Here is a 14,883-nt window from a genome sequence, read left to right as displayed (position 1 = left end):
TGCCACGCGTTCCTGGACAAAATCAATGCCGTAACAAGGTCACGAGCGTGATGATCAAGTGTCAGGACCAGGCAAAACGGGACACTAAAGCCGCATCGAGCCCAACAACCCTTGCAGGAAGTGCTCGCCGGCTTCCATCTGGCTGATCTCGATGAACTCGTCAGGCTTGTGCGCCTGTTCTATCGAGCCCGGACCACAGACCACCACCGGCACATCCAGGCGTTGTTGGAACAACCCGCCCTCGGTGCCGAAGGAGACCTTGGCGGTGCAGGTATCTGGCGCAGCGAAGTTTTTCAAAAAGCGCAGCGCTTCGACACTCGGGTGGGTATCGAGGCCGGGATAGACGTTCAGGGTTTCAATTTCAATATCCGCCACGCTGGACAGCTTTTTGGCTTCGCGCACGATCACTTCGGCACGCTCGCGCATCTGCTCCAGGAATTGATCCAGATCGTCCGCCGGCAAGTTACGCACTTCGAAGTCCAGGGTGCACAGGTTCGGCACGATGTTCAGCGCCTTGCCACCGACAATCTGCCCGACATGCACGGTGCTGTAAGGCACGTCGTAGTCCGCATCCTGAGCACCCTGCTGTTGCAACTGCTGCTGGCTTTGACGCAGTGCCGCGATGAAATCGCAGGCCACGTGAATTGCATTGACCGATCGCGGTGCCAGCGAGGAATGCGCCTCCAGGCCGCGACAGTAAGTGCGGTAAGAACCCTTGCCCTTGTGCCCGAGCACGAACTGCATATTGGTTGGTTCGCCAATCACGCACAAAAACGGCCGCACCGGCGCCAGGTGCAATACATCCAGTAAACGTCGCACACCGACGCAGCCGATTTCTTCGTCATGGGATAGCGCCAGTTGCAACGGCCGGCTCAACGAATGATCGGCGGCATCGAGCATGGCGTCGATAGCCAGCGCGACAAAGCCCTTCATATCGCAACTGCCACGCCCGTAAATCCGTCCGTCCTGCACCGTCGCCTGAAACGCCGGGAAGGTCCAGGCCTGTCCCGCTGCGGGAACCACATCGGTGTGCCCGGACAGCAAAATCCCCGGCACTTCCCGTGGACCGGTACTGGCGAACAGGTTGGCTTTTTTACCGGTGGAATCCTTGACGATCAACGACTCGATGCCCTTGGTCAGCAGCAGATCGCGCACGTACTCGATCAGGGCCATGTTCGACTCCGACGACACCGTGTCGAAGGCCATCAGGCGTTTGAGAATATCCAGTACGCGGGGTTTCATGAGGCCTTGCTCCGTTGCTCGGCTGAAGAAGCGAACCGGCGGATGGAAAACGGCTCAATCGAAGTGCTGGTGCTGCCCGTGCTGATCAGTTCGGCCATGACGTCGCCGACGCCTGGACCGAGCTGGAAGCCATGACCACTGAAACCGAAGGCGTAGAACAAACCATCCACCGTGCCGCTGGGTCCCATTATGGGCAAAGCATCCGGTAGATAACCTTCGATACCGCTCCAGACCCGGATGATATTGAGATTGGCGGCACCCGGCAGTAGACGACGCATCTGGTCCAGTTGGTTGAGAATACTGCGCGGTTCGACATAGGCCCGACGGTTGAGCATGTCCGGTTTGCTGCGATAGCCGCCGCCGATGACGATGTTGCCGCGTGGGATCTGGCGGAAATAGATCACTTCTTCGGGAATTTTGGTGTACACCCCGATCACGGTGCGTAAGGCATAAGGCACGGGTTCAGTGACAGCCATTTGTGGGCCGAGGGTTTCCAGCGCCACCGGTTCGCCAAACTGCGCCGAGAGTTTCTGGCCCCAGGCGCCCGCGGTAATCAGCACCTGAGCGGCGCTGAACTGGCGGCCATCGGTGGTGGTGATGCTGAACTCGCCCCCGACCTTCTGCACCTCGGCGACCTCGGTCCGTTCTTCGATCCGCGCGCCGAGGCGTCGTGCCGCCCGGGCAAACGCCGGTGCCGCCAGACGCGGGTTGGCGTGACCATCGTGGGGAGCATAGGAGCCGCCCTTCACATCTGGTCCGAGGAACGGAAAACGCTTGTGCAGCTCCGCGCCACGAAAGATTTCCAGGTCCAGCTGCTCCGCCTCGGGCGCGTCGGCATAGGCTTGCAGCTCGGCGATCTCGTCTTCGCGGTAACACACCCGCAAATGCCCGCTGGCGATAAACTCGAGGTCGTCGTCGATCAGCTCCGGCAGACGCTTCCACAGCGCCCAGGACCGGTTGGCCAATTCCAGCTGCCCGAGGTATCGCCCCTGGCGCCGCACGTTGCCAAAGTTCACGCCGCTGGCGTACTGACCGATCTGGTCGCGCTCCAGCAGGATCACCGACTGACCACGTCGGCGCAGGAAAAACGCCGCCGCCGAACCCATGATGCCACCGCCGACAATCACGACATCGGCTTTCTGTACCGTCATGGCGACACCTCCTCGGTGAGCATCGATAGGGGTTTGACCGGCGCCTGACCGCGCTGCCGGCCGACCTGTTGCACGGCAACACCTGCCGCGGCGGCAATCACTTCTGCTCCGGCCTGGGAGCAATAACGGCCCTGACAACGGCCCATGCCAACCCGGCTGAAGGCCTTGGCGCGATTGACTTCACAGGCACCTTTCTCACTGACGGTACGGCGCAACTCGCCGGCCGTGATCATTTCGCAGCGGCAAACAATCGCCTCGTCCGGCAAAGCTTTGGCTTGCGCCGATGGCCAGGGAAAAGCCTGAGCCAGGCCGAGGCGAAATTCATCCATCACTTCGAGGGCATGGCGCTGCTCGGCGACCTGCCCGGCATCCACCGGTTGATGCAGATCGCGCATCAGCGCCAGTGCGGCCAGGCGTCCGGCGCACTCGGCCGCATCGGCACCACGAATCTTCGAACCGTCACCGGCGGCATATACACCGCTGATCGAGGTCCGACCGTCTTCATCCGTGGCCAGCAACCATTGGCTCGACGCTTCATCGAAGCGCAGAAGACAACCGGCCAGATCGGCCAACTGAGTTTCCGGGCGCAAGTGATAACCCAGCGCCACAGCATCGCAATTTACCTCCAGGGTCTTCCCGCGAGCGGTACGCACCCGCACACCACTCACACCGCTGGCCGCATCGCCCACCACTTGCAGGGGTTCGATCCCGAGGTGCACCGGGATCTTCGCTCGATAGAGCTGCGCCAGCAGTTTCATTCCGGTGAACAGCAATCCGGGGCGCGCCAGCAACTTCGGCAACGCGCCGACCCGCTTTCGCAACGGGGAAGTGTCGAGTACCGCCGCCACCTTGGCGCCAGCCTTGAGATACTGGCTGGCGACCAGATACAGCAACGGCCCGCTACCCATGAACACCACGCTGTGGCCGATGGACACCGCCTGGGATTTCAATGCGATCTGCGCCCCGCCGAGGCTGTAGGTCCCTGCCAACTGCCAGCCTTCGATCGGCATCAAGCGGTCGGTGGCACCGGTGCAGAGGATCAGGGCGTCGTAATCCACCGTCGAGTGCTTGCCCTGGCTGACGCAGCACAGTTGCCCCGGTGTCAGGTTCCACACCAGGGTGTCCGGGCGATAGTCGATTGACTCGCGCAGACGGTCGAAGCTCGAGTGCAGGTCCCTCGCCTTGGTAGCTTCGGTGCCATACAGGGTCGCGTAGTCGCGGGTGAACCCTTGCGGCTGCCGACGGTAGATCTGCCCGCCATCCCGGCGATTTTCATCGATCAGGGTGGGCTTGAATCCAGCGGCGACCAGGGTTTCGGCACAACGTGTGCCGGCCGGCCCGGCACCGACAATGACTATCCGCGCAGTGGCCATATCGCCTCCGGTTGTGTGGTGACAATATCCAGCCCTGCACGAACTTCATTGGAACAGGCGCGTAGACGCTCGCCGCTGCGGGTCCAGACCCAACAGTCCTGGCAGGCTCCCATCAGGCAGAAACCGGCGCGGCGGCCCGAATCGAACTCCGACTGGCGCAACGCCGAGCCCTGAGTCAGCAACGCGACCATCAGCGTATCGCCCTGCAACGCCTCGATGGGCACGCCGTCTACCTTCAGTTTGACGGTTGGCCGGCCCTGTTCGGCCAGCCTTACGAAACGCCCGTTCATGCATAGGCTCCCACGATCATGCTGTTTGAATCCTGCTGAGCTTTCAGCAACTCGGTACTGTCGTGATGGCAAAGAACTTCACTGCCGCCAACAATCGTTCGACGGTCCGGCGGGATGCAATTGCACACGCCGTCGACCCGCACCGGGCAACGATTGAGGAACGTGCACAGCCCAGGCACATTGGCCTTTTCACCAATGGGCGGCAGCGTGCCGCAGGTCGTCGTTCCGCAGCTTTCCAGCCAGCCCTGGCGCAACTCCGGCACCGAATGGATCAACAGGTCAGTGTAGGGATGGAACGGTGCCTGGGCATATGACTGGCGACTGCCTGCCTGGACCTTATGGCCGCTGTACATCACCACAATGTCGTCGCACAGCGCCCGCACGGTGGAGATGTCATGGCTGATGAACAGATAGGACACGCCCAGTTGTTGGCGCAGGTCGCGCAGCAGTTCGAGAATCGCTGCACCGACCACGGTATCCAGTGCCGAGGTCACCTCGTCGCACAGAATCAGATCCGGCTTGGCTGCCAGTGCCCGGGCCAGATTGACCCGCTGCTTTTGCCCGCCGGACAGTTCGTTCGGGCGGCGGTCGGCCATGGCTCGCGGCAAGCGCACCAGATCCAGTAGCTCATCGATACGCTGGCGCAGTGCGGCGCCCTTGAGACCGAAATACATCTTCAGCGGACGACTCAGAATGGTGCTGACGCTGTGCATCGGGTTGAGTGCGGTGTCGGCATTCTGGAAGACCATTTGAATGCGTCGGAACTGCTCATCGGTGCGCGACGACAGGCTGCCACCCAAGGGTTGGCCATCGAAGGTCAGACCGCCGAGAGCGGGCTCCAACAATCCGGCCACCACCCGTGCCAAGGTCGACTTGCCAGAACCCGACTCACCAATCACCCCGATGGCCTGGCCTCTGCGAACCGTCAGGTCGATGTCTTCCAGCACGCGAATTGCCGGCATGCCTTGCGCGTTCTTGTTGCCGTAACCGGCGGTCAGGCCCTGGATGGTCAGTAAAGGCGTGTCTTCAGCGATGCCGCAAGGCGGACGAATCGTCGTGTCCGGCCGCGCCGCCGCCAGCAGGCTGCGGGTGTATTCATGGGCCGGGCCATTGAGCAAAGGTCCGGTGGCGCTCTGTTCGAAGATCTGGCCGCCATTGAGCACCACGATCTGGTCAGCCATTTGCGCGACCACGGCCAGGTCATGGGAGACGTAGACCGCCGTCGCGCCGCGTTCGCGCACCACCCGCTTGAAGGCACGCAGCACATCGATCTGAGTGGTCACATCAAGTGCCGTCGTCGGTTCGTCGAGCACCACCAACAGTGGATCGCTGATCAGTGCCATGGCCGCCATTACGCGTTGCAGTTGCCCGCCGGATACTTGATGGGGGTAGCGTTGGCCAATGCGATCGGGGTCTGGGAGGGCCAGGTCGCGGAACAACTGGATGGCCTTGGCCTCAAGCACAGCCCGGCTGCCCAGACCATGAATCAACGCGCCCTCCACCACTTGGTCGATGAGTTTTTTCGCCGGGTTGAACGCCGCCGCAGCGCTTTGCGCGATGTACGACACCCGATTGCCGCGCAGGCCTTGCAGCTCGCTTTCGCTCAACGCCAGCATGTCGTGTTCGCCGATTTGCACCACGCCACCCGCCAGCCGACAACCGCGCCGGGCATAACCGAGCAACGCAAGGGCGATGGTGGTCTTGCCGGAGCCAGACTCACCGATCAACGCCAGTACTTCACCTTTTTGCAGGGAGAAGCTCACGCCCTTGACGATTTCCACCTCACCGAGCTCACCACAGGCGACTACTCGCAGGTCCTGGACTCGAATCAATTCGCTCATTTCAATGACCTCCCGAACGTCGACTACGCCGCGACGACAGTCGGTCGATAAACAGATTCACACCGATGGTCAGGGTGCCGATTGCCAAAGCCGGAATCACGATGGCAGGCGCGCCCTGGTAAAGGCCGCCGATGTTCTCGCGTACCAGCGACCCGAGGTCGGCATCCGGCGGTTGCACACCCAGGCCCAGGAAGCTCATGCCGCTGAGCAACAACACGATGAAACCGAAGCGCAGACCCAGGTCTGCCAGCACCGGGTTGAGCATGTTCGGCAGGATTTCCACGCAAGCCACATACAACCTGCGCTCGCCACGGGTACGGGCCACCTGCACGTACTCCAGCGCTTCGATGTTCACCGCCATGCTGCGGGCGATGCGGAATGCGCCCGGGGTGAAGCTCAATACCGCCGTGCAGATCAGCAAGGTGACCGAGGACCCGAAGGCCGAGACCATGATCAGCGCCAGCATCTTGCTGGGGATCGAAATGAAAGCGTCCATCAAGCGACTGATAACCTCATCCAGCCACTTTGGTGAAACCACCGACAGCAACGCACAGCTGGTCCCCAGACCACTGGCCAATACCGCGGCTACCAACGCCAGACCGACGGTGAAACGCGCACCTACGAGGATTCGGCTGAGCATGTCGCGGCCCAGGTAATCAGTGCCTAATGGGTAGGCGGCACTCAGGCTGTCGAAGACATTGTCGGAGACCACCTCCCCTACCGGGTGCGGCGCCAGCCATGGGCCGAAAACAGCCACCAGCATCCAGAGAACACACATCACGGCCCCCGCCAGGCCGAGCCACGAAGGCACACTGGACGCCTTGCGAACCGCCAGTTCGGGCGCAGCAGGCGGCGATTTCACAATGAGATTGTTCATTGATTTCTCAGCCTCGGATTGGAAAGAATCGCGCACAGGTCGGCTATCAGCACCAACGTCAGATACGCCGTACAAAACAACATGGTGCAGGCCTGAACCAGCGCCATGTCGCGGTTCGTCACTGCATCAACCATCAGACTGGCGATGCCGGGGTAGTTGAAGATCGTTTCAACGATCACCACACCGCCCAACAGGTAGGACAGGCTCAGAGCGATGGCATTGGCAATGGGTCCGATGGCATTGGGCAAGGCATGGCGCAGGACAATCCGCATCTTGCTCACGCCTTTGAGCCGGGCCATTTCCACGTAAGGACTGTCAAGCTGATCGATCACTGCCGCCCGGGTCATGCGTGCCATCTGCGCGATAATCACGCAGCACAGCGTCATCACCGGCAAGGCGTAAGTGCGCAGGAATTGCAGTGGTGAGGTGATGTCGCTGGCATAAGACAACGCCGACAACCAGCCCAGGTTCACCGCGAAAATCAGCACTGCCAGGGTCGCGACCAGAAACTCTGGCACCGCCACCATGGTCAAGGTGAAAAAACTGAGGACACTGTCGATGCGCCCGCCCCGGCCCATGGCCGAACCGATGCCCAGGATCAACGCCACCGGCACCGATACCAGCGCCGTGGCGGCCGCCAGCATCAGGGTGTTGGGCACCCGTCCGGCCATCAAGTCGCTGACCGGCATGGCGTTGGACACCGACAGCCCCATGTCACCGCTGAGAAGGCTCATCAACCAGTGCAGGTAGCGCAACACACCGGGCTGATCCAGCCCCATTTTCAGGCGCAAAGCTGCCACTTGTTCCGGCGTGGCGAACTGCCCGAGAGACTGTTGCGCCGCGTCTCCCGGCAGCACCGCCGTGATGGCGAAAACCACCATGGACACAATCAACAAGGTCACGACCGCCGCGCCCAGGCGTCGGCCGATCAACCACAGTGTGTTGCTATTCATCACCCTATCCTCATGCAATGTAGCTGCAGCAAAAACCCGACTTTCATCAAGCGTCCAGCCAGATTTGCTCGGCAAACATGTAGCCCATGAAACCGCCCAGAGGGTTGGTGCCGTAGCCTTTGACTCGCTGATCGGCGCCATCGATGTTGCTGATGAACACCGGCACGCCGATACCGCTTTGCTCATGCACCAGGGTTTGCATGTCTGCGTACATCTTGCCGCGCTTGGCCTCGTCGGTTTCGCCTCGGGCTTGTACCAGGAGCTGGTCGAACTGATCGTTTTTCCAGCCGGACTCGTTCCAGGGTGCTGTCGACTGGAAGAACTGCGAGAAAAGCATGTCGGCATTGGGCCGCGGGTTGATGTTGCCGAAACTCAGCGGGTGCTTTGCCCAATGGTTGGACCAGTAGCCATCGCTCGGCAGCCGGTTGACGTCGAGCTTCAGCCCGGCCTGTTTGGCTGACTGCTGCAGCAGCACAGCGATGTCCACCGAACCGGTCGCGGCCGGCGAGCACATCAGCGGCATGGTGATGCTTTCCATACCGGCCTTTTTGAGCAGGAACCTGGCTTTTTCCGGGTCGTATGCACGTTGCGGCAGGTCGGCGTTGTAGAAGCGCGCACCGGGTGCGATCGGGTGATCGTTGCCGACCCTGGCGAAGCCACGGAATATCGCCGACTTGATCTGTTCCCGGTCCAGCAGCAATTTCATGGCCTCGGTGAACTCCGGGCTTTTGCCCGGTAGCTGGTCCTGACGGATGATCAGGTCAGTGTAGTTACCCGACGGCGAGTCCACGACCCGATGCTTGGCGCTGGCCTTGATGCGGACCGTTGAGCGCGGGTTAACCTCGTTGACGATGTGTACGTCGCCCGATAACAGGGCGTTGATCCGTGACGGCTCGTCGGCAATGGCGATAAATTCGATCTCGTCCAGATAGGGCAAGCCGGGTTTCCAGTAGTTGGTATTGCGCACACCAATCGAACGCACCCCGGGCTTGAACTCCTTGGCCTTGAACGGGCCAGTGCCGATGCCCTGGCTGAAATCGCTCGTACCCTCGGGAACGATCAACATGTGAGAGATGGCAAGAACCGATGGCAGTTCAGCATTTGGGCCGCTCAACCGGATCTGCACTTCATGGGTGCCGTTGGCCTTGACTTCGGCGAACTGCGACGCCAACGGCAGGACCTTGGAACCGGTGATTGGATCCTTGTGCCGCAACAGAGAAAACACCACGTCGGCGGCTGTCAAAGCCTTGCCATTGTGGAAGATCACTTCCTTGCGCAGGGTGATCACCCAGAGCGTGGCGTCAGTGGTGTCTATACGCTCGGCCAACTCGAGTTGCGGCACCATATGGCTGTCGAAACGCGTCAAGCCGTTGTAGAACATGTAATGGCGCACGTAGTCGGTGGACGATGAACCTTTGGCCGGGTCCAGGGTATCGGCGGTGGAACTGGACGAGCCTGCGACGCGGATGCGACCGCCGGGCTTGCCTTTGCCCGGGCTTGCGGCTTCATCGGCAAACAGTTTGCCGGCGGCGCCGAACAGGCTGCCGGCGCCCGCGACGGCCACCCCGGCCAATCCCAGCATTTGCAATGCATTGCGGCGTGACATGCCGCGATTGAGCCCTTCGAAAACGCGCAGACTTTCTTTACCTGTTATCAACTGGCTGTCGATATTTTTATTGTCAGTCATATCAGTTCTACCTTTCGAAAATGATAAGGCTCTAATGCTCGCGATTAGCGCAGCGTGGTTGAAACGTAAAGGTGAGAAGCAACAACATGAACTCAGTGTAGATAGTCCTGCAGGCGGTAATACGCCCCTACCAGGGGCAGAAACCAGGGCTTGCCGAAATGCCCGGGAATGGCCGGCCAGTCGAGTTCGCGCCAGGGGTTGGCCTCGACCTTGCCGGCCATGACCTCGGCCATGACCTGCCCCATGTGCACCGACATCTGCACCCCATGGCCGCTGTAACCCATGGAGTAATAAACCCCTCCATGCTGGCCGGCCCGGGGCAACCGATCGGAGGTCATGTCCACCAATCCACCCCAGCAATAGTCGATCTTCACGCTAGCCAACTGCGGGAACATCTGCACCATCGCCGCTTGCAAGACTTTGCCGCTCTTGGCGTCGGAAACGCTGTCAGACATGGCAAACCGCGCACGACCGCCAAACAGCAAGCGGTTGTCCGGCGTCAGGCGGAAGTAGTTACCGATCATGCGGCTGGTGACATAGGAACGCCGTGCCGGCAGCAAGCTGTCGATCAGGGCCTGCGGTAGCACCTCGGTGGCGATCACGAAACTGCCCACCGGCACAATCCGCCGCCGATACCAACCCAATCCGCCCTGCTGACACGTGCCTGTAGCCAGCAGAACCTGTTTGGCGTGCAGCGAGCCCTTGGTGGTATTGACCTGATAGCCGCCGGCACGGGCTTTCCAGTCCATCACCGACACGCCCTGGAAGATCAACGCGCCGCGACGGGCTGCCGCCTCGGCCAGACCGACACCGAAGCGCCCAACGTGCATCTGCACCCCGTTGCGCTGCAGCAAGCCTCCATGGAACTGGGCCGAGTTGACTTCAGCACGGGCCTCTTGCGCAGACAGCAACTCGACCTCGGCATCGACCTCCCGCCGAATCAGTTCGCAAGTGCGCGCCAAGCCTTCGTAATGCATCGGTTTGGCGGCCAGCTTGAGCTTGCCATTGCGCTTGAGGTCGCAGGCAATCTGCTCCTGCTCTACCAGCGAAACAACACTCTGCACGGCGCTTTCATAGGCCAGGTAATAGGCTCGCGCCTTATCAGCGCCGAGGCTGGCGCTGAGTGCCGCGTAATCCTGGGCAACGCCGGTGTTGCACTGACCGCCATTGCGCCCTGACGCCTCGCCAATTACCCGCCCCGCTTCCAGCACCACCACACTGGCCCCCTTCAAGGCCAGGGCCCGGGCCGCCGCCAGGCCGGTGAGACCACCACCGACGATGGCCACATCGACCTGCCCGGGCAACGCACCGAGCTGAGCACCGGTAAATACCGGTGCGGTATCGAGCCAATAGGACTCACTGCCCATGTCTAACCCCTTTTGCCTTGAAGAGTGCCCTGAGACTCAGAGACCGACCAAACCGGCCAACCCGCCGATATCCGGGATCTGGTGGTAGCCATAGACCGCATTCGCCGGCTGCTCGTGACCACGGGCAACGAAGGCTTTGTTCTTGATCTTCATGTCGTGGGCCGGCATCAAGTCATAACGGAAGCTCGAGGACACATGCAGAACGTCTTCCGGGCCGCAGCCGAGGTTGTCGAGCATGAATTCGAACGCCGCCAGACGCGGTTTGTAGGCTTGGGCCTGTTCGGCGGTGAAGACCTTGTGGAACGGCGCGCCGAGCTTGTCGACGTTGGACATGATCTGGCTGTCGCTGGCGTTGGAGAAAATCACCAAGGGAATCTTGTCGGCGATCTTCGACAGACCGGCCGGCACGTCAGCGTGCGGGCCCCAGGTCGGTACGGCGTCGTAATACAGCTGACCTTCGTCACGATACTCGACACCCCAACGCTTGCAGGTGCGAGCCAACGCGGTCTTGATGATTTCATCATAAGGCCGCCAATCACCCATCACCTGATCCAGTCGATAGGCGGAGAAGTCCTTGACGAACTGATCCATCTGCCCGGCAGCGATACGATCGGCGAACAGCTCGCGCGTCATGGTTCCCATTTGGAAGTTGGTCAGCGTGCCGTAGCAATCGAAGGTAATGTACTTGGGTCGAAGAAAGCTCATGAGTGCAGTCCTGAGTTATTGTTGAGGTCATGACGAGGCAAGCAGTTACTCCGTTTGAGAAGTATCGGTGCAACGCTGCATCTCGGCTTATTACAACACCAGGGAACCACGCATAAACCGTTAAAAGGACTGGTTGCTTGGTACAAACCACCGTTTTTCAGGGCTCGCTCAGCAGACTTTGCGGGGCGCTCCAGACTCGGGCGCTCACCCTCTGTTTACGGGCATTGCGGGCTGTCATGGTGCGCCGACGAGCCATTCGAAAATCCACATGCGGCAGAATCTACGCCTGCGCAACGAGAACGGGCGCATCCCCCTGAGGACGCGCCCGTTTATTGTTTTGCGAGTGAGAGCCTTGTGCCGAGCAGTTCAACTCAGATCTGCATCGGTAGGCGGCCTATCCTCAGAATTCCGCGACCTTGCCCCAAGCCGAAGACTGGAATCGGTCCGGGTGATAGGGACGAGGATCAACTAAGGGGTTGGCACCACTGACAATGTCGGCGATCAAGTGGCCCGCCCCAGGGCCGATGCCGAAGCCATGGCCGCTGAACCCAGCCGCAAGCACCAGGCCAGGGAGGGTCGCCATCTCGCCGAGTGCTATTTCGCGCGAACTCTCGGCCCTCATCGGTCAGTTGTACAGTGCGTTCGGTGGCATTACGCAGTTGTAGTAAAAGCGGTTGAATTTGCTGTGTTGCTTCCTGGGTCCGAGTTGCCAATTGCCGCACCTCGTCGGCAACGACACTGAACCCCCTGCCCGCTTCGCCGGCGCGAGCTGCTTCAATAGCGGCGTTCAGAGCCAGCAAATTGGTTTGTCCGGCAATAGAACTGATGATGTTGGTGATAGCGCCAATGGACTCCGTGGAACTGGCCAGTTGTTGAACCGCCGAACTCCGACAGATGTGCTTAGCTGCTGCATCGCATCAAGGCTCTTGCCGGACAATTGTTCGCCATCGTGCGCCCGGTGGCCTGGAACAAGACAGAAATCACCAGTCAGTGCATCGGCGTCAAGGGTGAGTCCGACGCAGACCGGGAAAACCGTATTCGCCAGTTCGAGGACTTCTTCAACGTTTCAGGCATGGGAACCCCGGACGACCTCTCAACGATGGTGCTACAGAACGCTGCGCCGCCTAGTCGGCGAAGCCAGCCATCAGCCTGCCGGTATCACTCCCCCACTTCGATGACCACATTCGGCTAACTGTCAGCACTGTCAATACGTTGAAAGCCAATCGGGCATTTTGCAAAAGTCGATTTCTCAGCAAGGCGTAAATGAAGGCAGCAAGGGACTGCTCCTCTCAAGGAGTGCGCCTCATCCCTATCAGGGAAAAGGCGCAATACAGATCAGTGACCTTCCGATGCGTTAAACATGGTTTTGGCATAAATCAAACCAAGACCATAAGCGCCACCGTGAGCGATAGAGGTTTTCACCGTCTCGTTATAGGTGTCGCCGCGAGCCCAGTCACGCTGAAGTTCCAGGAGGTATTGAAGCGAGGTCATTGGACGCGCACCTGCTTGAATCATTCGCTCGATAGCGCGCTCATGAGCCTCATTTGAAACATCGCCACACGCATCGCAAATGACGTATACCTCAAACCCTTGTTCAAGAGCCGAGATCGCGGGCCCAACAATGCAGACCGAGGTCCAGAGACCGGCAAGAACGATTCTGCTGCGACCGATCTTATTCACGGCGACGGCTATACGCTCGTCCTCCCAGGTATTCATGCTGGTCCGATCAATCAGCTCCTGGCCGGCGAAGACCGAGGTAATCTCTTCAAACATGGGGCCCGAAAAACTTTTTTCGGCGACGGTGGTAAGAATGGAAGGAACGCCAAACTCCTTCGCTGCTTTCGAGATCAGTGCAGCGTTATTACGGAGTGTGACAGCGTCGATGGATTTAGTCGCAAATGCCATCTGTGACTGAAAGTCGATCAGGATCAGAGCGTGGTTGCCTGGATCAATCAGTCCTTTACCCGGTGCTGCTTCTGCGGTTGCCATAACACTTCTCCAGATACGTTTGAGAGGCGCTATTTTCGGCGTCGTTGGAGCAGAGCGATTGTATGGATGTGCGAAAAATTTGTGCTGAGAAAATTTCTTTTGCCAAGCATCTGGGCCGGTATTTAAAGTCCGTCCTCCGTCCGATCCAGCCGCTCACGCAAGAATTCGATCAGCGCCTGCACCGGTCGCGAGCCCTGACGATGCTGCGGATAGACCGCCGATAACGTCAACGGCTCAGGGTGCAAGTTGTCCAGCACCGACACCAGCCGCCCGTCCTTCAAGGCCGAACCGACAATGAAGGTCGGCAAATAAGTAATACCCATGCCGGCGATGGCCGCGTCCTTGAGCAATTCACCGTTGTTGACCCGCATCCTTCCGGTGACGTTCACGGTCAATGGTTTGCCCTGACCTTCGAAACGCCATTGCACCTGAGGACCGTGGCCGTAAGGCAGGCAGTCATGGCTGTGCAGGTCTTCGGGTTTGATCGGCGTACCGTGCTCGGCCAGGTAGGCCGGGCTGGCGCAGTACACCCGCTGGATGGAGGCGAGGCGTCGGGCGATCAGCGTCGAGTCTTCCAGCACGCCGATGCGCAATGCCAGGTCGTAGCCCTCATTGAGCAAGTCCACCGGACGATCACTCAAGTCCACTTCCACCGTGACATCGCGATAACGCTGCAAAAACACCGGCAGCAGGCCACCCAAGTGCGCCACCGCGAACGACAGCGGCGCGCTCAAGCGAATGGTGCCGCGAGGCTCGCTGGTCTGGCCGGCGATGCCCTGCTCCACTTGCTCGACTTCGCTGAGCAGGCGCAAGGCCGACTCGTAATAACTCTGCCCCAGGGGCGTGACGTCCAGCCGCCGGGTCGAGCGATTGAGCAGCCGCACACCGAGGCGCTCTTCCAGTTGCATCAAGCGTCGGCTGACGAATTGCTTGGACAGCCCCAACTGATCGGCCGCCGCGGTGAAACTGCCGGAGTCCATGACCTGGCAAAAAATACGCATATCTTCAAACGGGTTCATTGTCACGACCTGGTTGACAACCGAACACTTTATAGCCGATTTTTGTTGAGCAATGACACCTAAAAATGCCCGCACAATGGCGTAATGCTGTTCACTTAAGAAAATGGATGGCGGCCTGAAAGCCGACCGGGTTTTTTCTTTGGTGTACATATCCGTTTCTGCGGTCACGGCCACTCAGGGTTCCGCTCTTACAGCGGGTCACTTTCGAAAAGCGCGAAAGTAACCAAAGCGCTTTTGCCCCACCATTCGGTGCCTCGGCCTCGCCTAGGCTCGGCATGCCCTCGCTCCGGCATTGCTCCGGGGGCCCGCCGCCATCGGCCATCCATGGCCGGGGGCGGCTACCGCGGCATCCTTGCCGCGGTGCCCCCTGCGCAACGCCTGCGTTCGGC

Annotated in this window: 12 protein-coding genes and 3 pseudogenes; 1 reads left to right on the top strand and 14 read right to left on the bottom strand. The window is 60.2% G+C overall.

The genetic code is table 11. The features are described 5' to 3' along the window. Window positions 1-84: 84 nt before the first annotated feature. The 12 genes and pseudogenes from argE to F8N21_RS31505 form a co-directional block, all read right to left on the bottom strand. Window positions 85-1,242 (bottom strand): acetylornithine deacetylase, encoded by a 1,158-nt coding sequence (argE, locus tag F8N21_RS16030; protein ID WP_150643045.1) that lies wholly within the window; start codon window positions 1,240-1,242, stop codon window positions 85-87. Beyond that, complete coding sequence (locus F8N21_RS16025; protein ID WP_150643044.1) at window positions 1,239-2,393, bottom strand: NAD(P)/FAD-dependent oxidoreductase; 1,155 nt, start codon at window positions 2,391-2,393, stop codon at window positions 1,239-1,241. Before F8N21_RS16025 ends, argE begins: the two co-directional genes overlap by 4 nt. Next, complete coding sequence (locus F8N21_RS16020) at window positions 2,390-3,766, bottom strand: NAD(P)/FAD-dependent oxidoreductase (protein ID WP_150643043.1); 1,377 nt, start codon at window positions 3,764-3,766, stop codon at window positions 2,390-2,392. The genes F8N21_RS16025 and F8N21_RS16020 overlap by 4 nt, the downstream gene beginning before the upstream one ends. Further along, window positions 3,748-4,056, bottom strand: a complete 309-nt coding sequence (locus tag F8N21_RS16015) for a (2Fe-2S)-binding protein (protein ID WP_150643042.1) — start codon at window positions 4,054-4,056, stop codon at window positions 3,748-3,750. Before F8N21_RS16015 ends, F8N21_RS16020 begins: the two co-directional genes overlap by 19 nt. Further along, the gene (locus F8N21_RS16010; protein ID WP_150643041.1) at window positions 4,053-5,897 is read right to left on the bottom strand and encodes an ABC transporter ATP-binding protein; all 1,845 of its coding nucleotides are present in this window, start codon (window positions 5,895-5,897) and stop codon (window positions 4,053-4,055) included. The genes F8N21_RS16015 and F8N21_RS16010 overlap by 4 nt, the downstream gene beginning before the upstream one ends. A gap of 1 nt (window position 5,898) precedes the next feature. Next, a complete protein-coding gene (locus F8N21_RS16005) occupies window positions 5,899-6,774 on the bottom strand; it encodes an ABC transporter permease (protein ID WP_150643040.1) in 876 nt (291 codons plus the stop codon). Beyond that, on the bottom strand, window positions 6,771-7,727 hold the full coding sequence (locus tag F8N21_RS16000; RefSeq protein WP_150643039.1) for an ABC transporter permease: 957 nt from the start codon (window positions 7,725-7,727) through the stop codon (window positions 6,771-6,773). The genes F8N21_RS16005 and F8N21_RS16000 overlap by 4 nt, the downstream gene beginning before the upstream one ends. A gap of 46 nt (window positions 7,728-7,773) precedes the next feature. Beyond that, window positions 7,774-9,414 carry an ABC transporter substrate-binding protein gene (locus tag F8N21_RS15995; RefSeq protein WP_150643038.1) on the bottom strand — a complete coding sequence of 547 codons (1,641 nt, stop codon included), beginning with the start codon at window positions 9,412-9,414 and terminating at the stop codon, window positions 7,774-7,776. 92 nt (window positions 9,415-9,506) lie between these two features. After that, window positions 9,507-10,781: an NAD(P)/FAD-dependent oxidoreductase gene (locus F8N21_RS15990; protein WP_150643037.1), complete on the bottom strand. Its 1,275-nt coding sequence runs from the start codon at window positions 10,779-10,781 to the stop codon at window positions 9,507-9,509. Between the two features lie 36 nt (window positions 10,782-10,817). Beyond that, window positions 10,818-11,486: a haloacid dehalogenase type II gene (locus F8N21_RS15985; RefSeq protein ID WP_150643036.1), complete on the bottom strand. Its 669-nt coding sequence runs from the start codon at window positions 11,484-11,486 to the stop codon at window positions 10,818-10,820. 400 nt (window positions 11,487-11,886) lie between these two features. Beyond that, window positions 11,887-12,078: pseudogene (locus tag F8N21_RS30935) on the bottom strand (D-amino-acid oxidase); the annotation flags it as partial. A 72-nt stretch (window positions 12,079-12,150) separates the two neighbouring features. Beyond that, window positions 12,151-12,313, bottom strand: a pseudogene (locus F8N21_RS31505) (methyl-accepting chemotaxis protein); the annotation flags it as partial. 116 nt (window positions 12,314-12,429) lie between these two features. Here F8N21_RS31505 and F8N21_RS30925 point away from each other — a divergent pair. Beyond that, window positions 12,430-12,579, top strand: a pseudogene (locus tag F8N21_RS30925) (anthranilate 1,2-dioxygenase large subunit); the annotation flags it as partial. Window positions 12,580-12,821: 242 nt separating this feature from the next. Here F8N21_RS30925 and F8N21_RS15970 read toward each other — a convergent pair. After that, a complete protein-coding gene (locus F8N21_RS15970) occupies window positions 12,822-13,475 on the bottom strand; it encodes a hydrolase (protein ID WP_150643034.1) in 654 nt (217 codons plus the stop codon). 122 nt (window positions 13,476-13,597) lie between these two features. Next, on the bottom strand, window positions 13,598-14,494 hold the full coding sequence (locus F8N21_RS15965) for a LysR family transcriptional regulator (RefSeq protein ID WP_150643033.1): 897 nt from the start codon (window positions 14,492-14,494) through the stop codon (window positions 13,598-13,600). Window positions 14,495-14,883 lie beyond the last annotated feature (389 nt).

Source organism: Pseudomonas fluorescens (assembly GCF_902497895.1).
Taxonomy (GTDB): domain Bacteria; phylum Pseudomonadota; class Gammaproteobacteria; order Pseudomonadales; family Pseudomonadaceae; genus Aquipseudomonas; species Aquipseudomonas fluorescens_BP.
This window is presented reverse-complemented; position numbering and strand designations above follow the sequence as displayed.

Excerpts from the sequence above, each read along its gene's own strand:
- argE (WP_150643045.1), bottom strand. The coding sequence starts at position 1,242 with ATGAAACCCCGCGTACTGGATATTCTCAAACGCCTGATGGCCTTCGAC.
- F8N21_RS16025 (WP_150643044.1), bottom strand. The coding sequence starts at position 2,393 with ATGACGGTACAGAAAGCCGATGTCGTGATTGTCGGCGGTGGCATCATG.
- F8N21_RS16020 (WP_150643043.1), bottom strand. The coding sequence starts at position 3,766 with ATGGCCACTGCGCGGATAGTCATTGTCGGTGCCGGGCCGGCCGGCACA.
- F8N21_RS16015 (WP_150643042.1), bottom strand. The coding sequence starts at position 4,056 with ATGAACGGGCGTTTCGTAAGGCTGGCCGAACAGGGCCGGCCAACCGTC.
- F8N21_RS16010 (WP_150643041.1), bottom strand. The coding sequence starts at position 5,897 with ATGAGCGAATTGATTCGAGTCCAGGACCTGCGAGTAGTCGCCTGTGGT.
- F8N21_RS16005 (WP_150643040.1), bottom strand. The coding sequence starts at position 6,774 with ATGAACAATCTCATTGTGAAATCGCCGCCTGCTGCGCCCGAACTGGCG.
- F8N21_RS16000 (WP_150643039.1), bottom strand. The coding sequence starts at position 7,727 with ATGAATAGCAACACACTGTGGTTGATCGGCCGACGCCTGGGCGCGGCG.
- F8N21_RS15995 (WP_150643038.1), bottom strand. The coding sequence starts at position 9,414 with ATGACTGACAATAAAAATATCGACAGCCAGTTGATAACAGGTAAAGAA.
- F8N21_RS15990 (WP_150643037.1), bottom strand. The coding sequence starts at position 10,781 with ATGGGCAGTGAGTCCTATTGGCTCGATACCGCACCGGTATTTACCGGT.
- F8N21_RS15985 (WP_150643036.1), bottom strand. The coding sequence starts at position 11,486 with ATGAGCTTTCTTCGACCCAAGTACATTACCTTCGATTGCTACGGCACG.
- F8N21_RS15970 (WP_150643034.1), bottom strand. The coding sequence starts at position 13,475 with ATGGCAACCGCAGAAGCAGCACCGGGTAAAGGACTGATTGATCCAGGC.
- F8N21_RS15965 (WP_150643033.1), bottom strand. The coding sequence starts at position 14,494 with ATGAACCCGTTTGAAGATATGCGTATTTTTTGCCAGGTCATGGACTCC.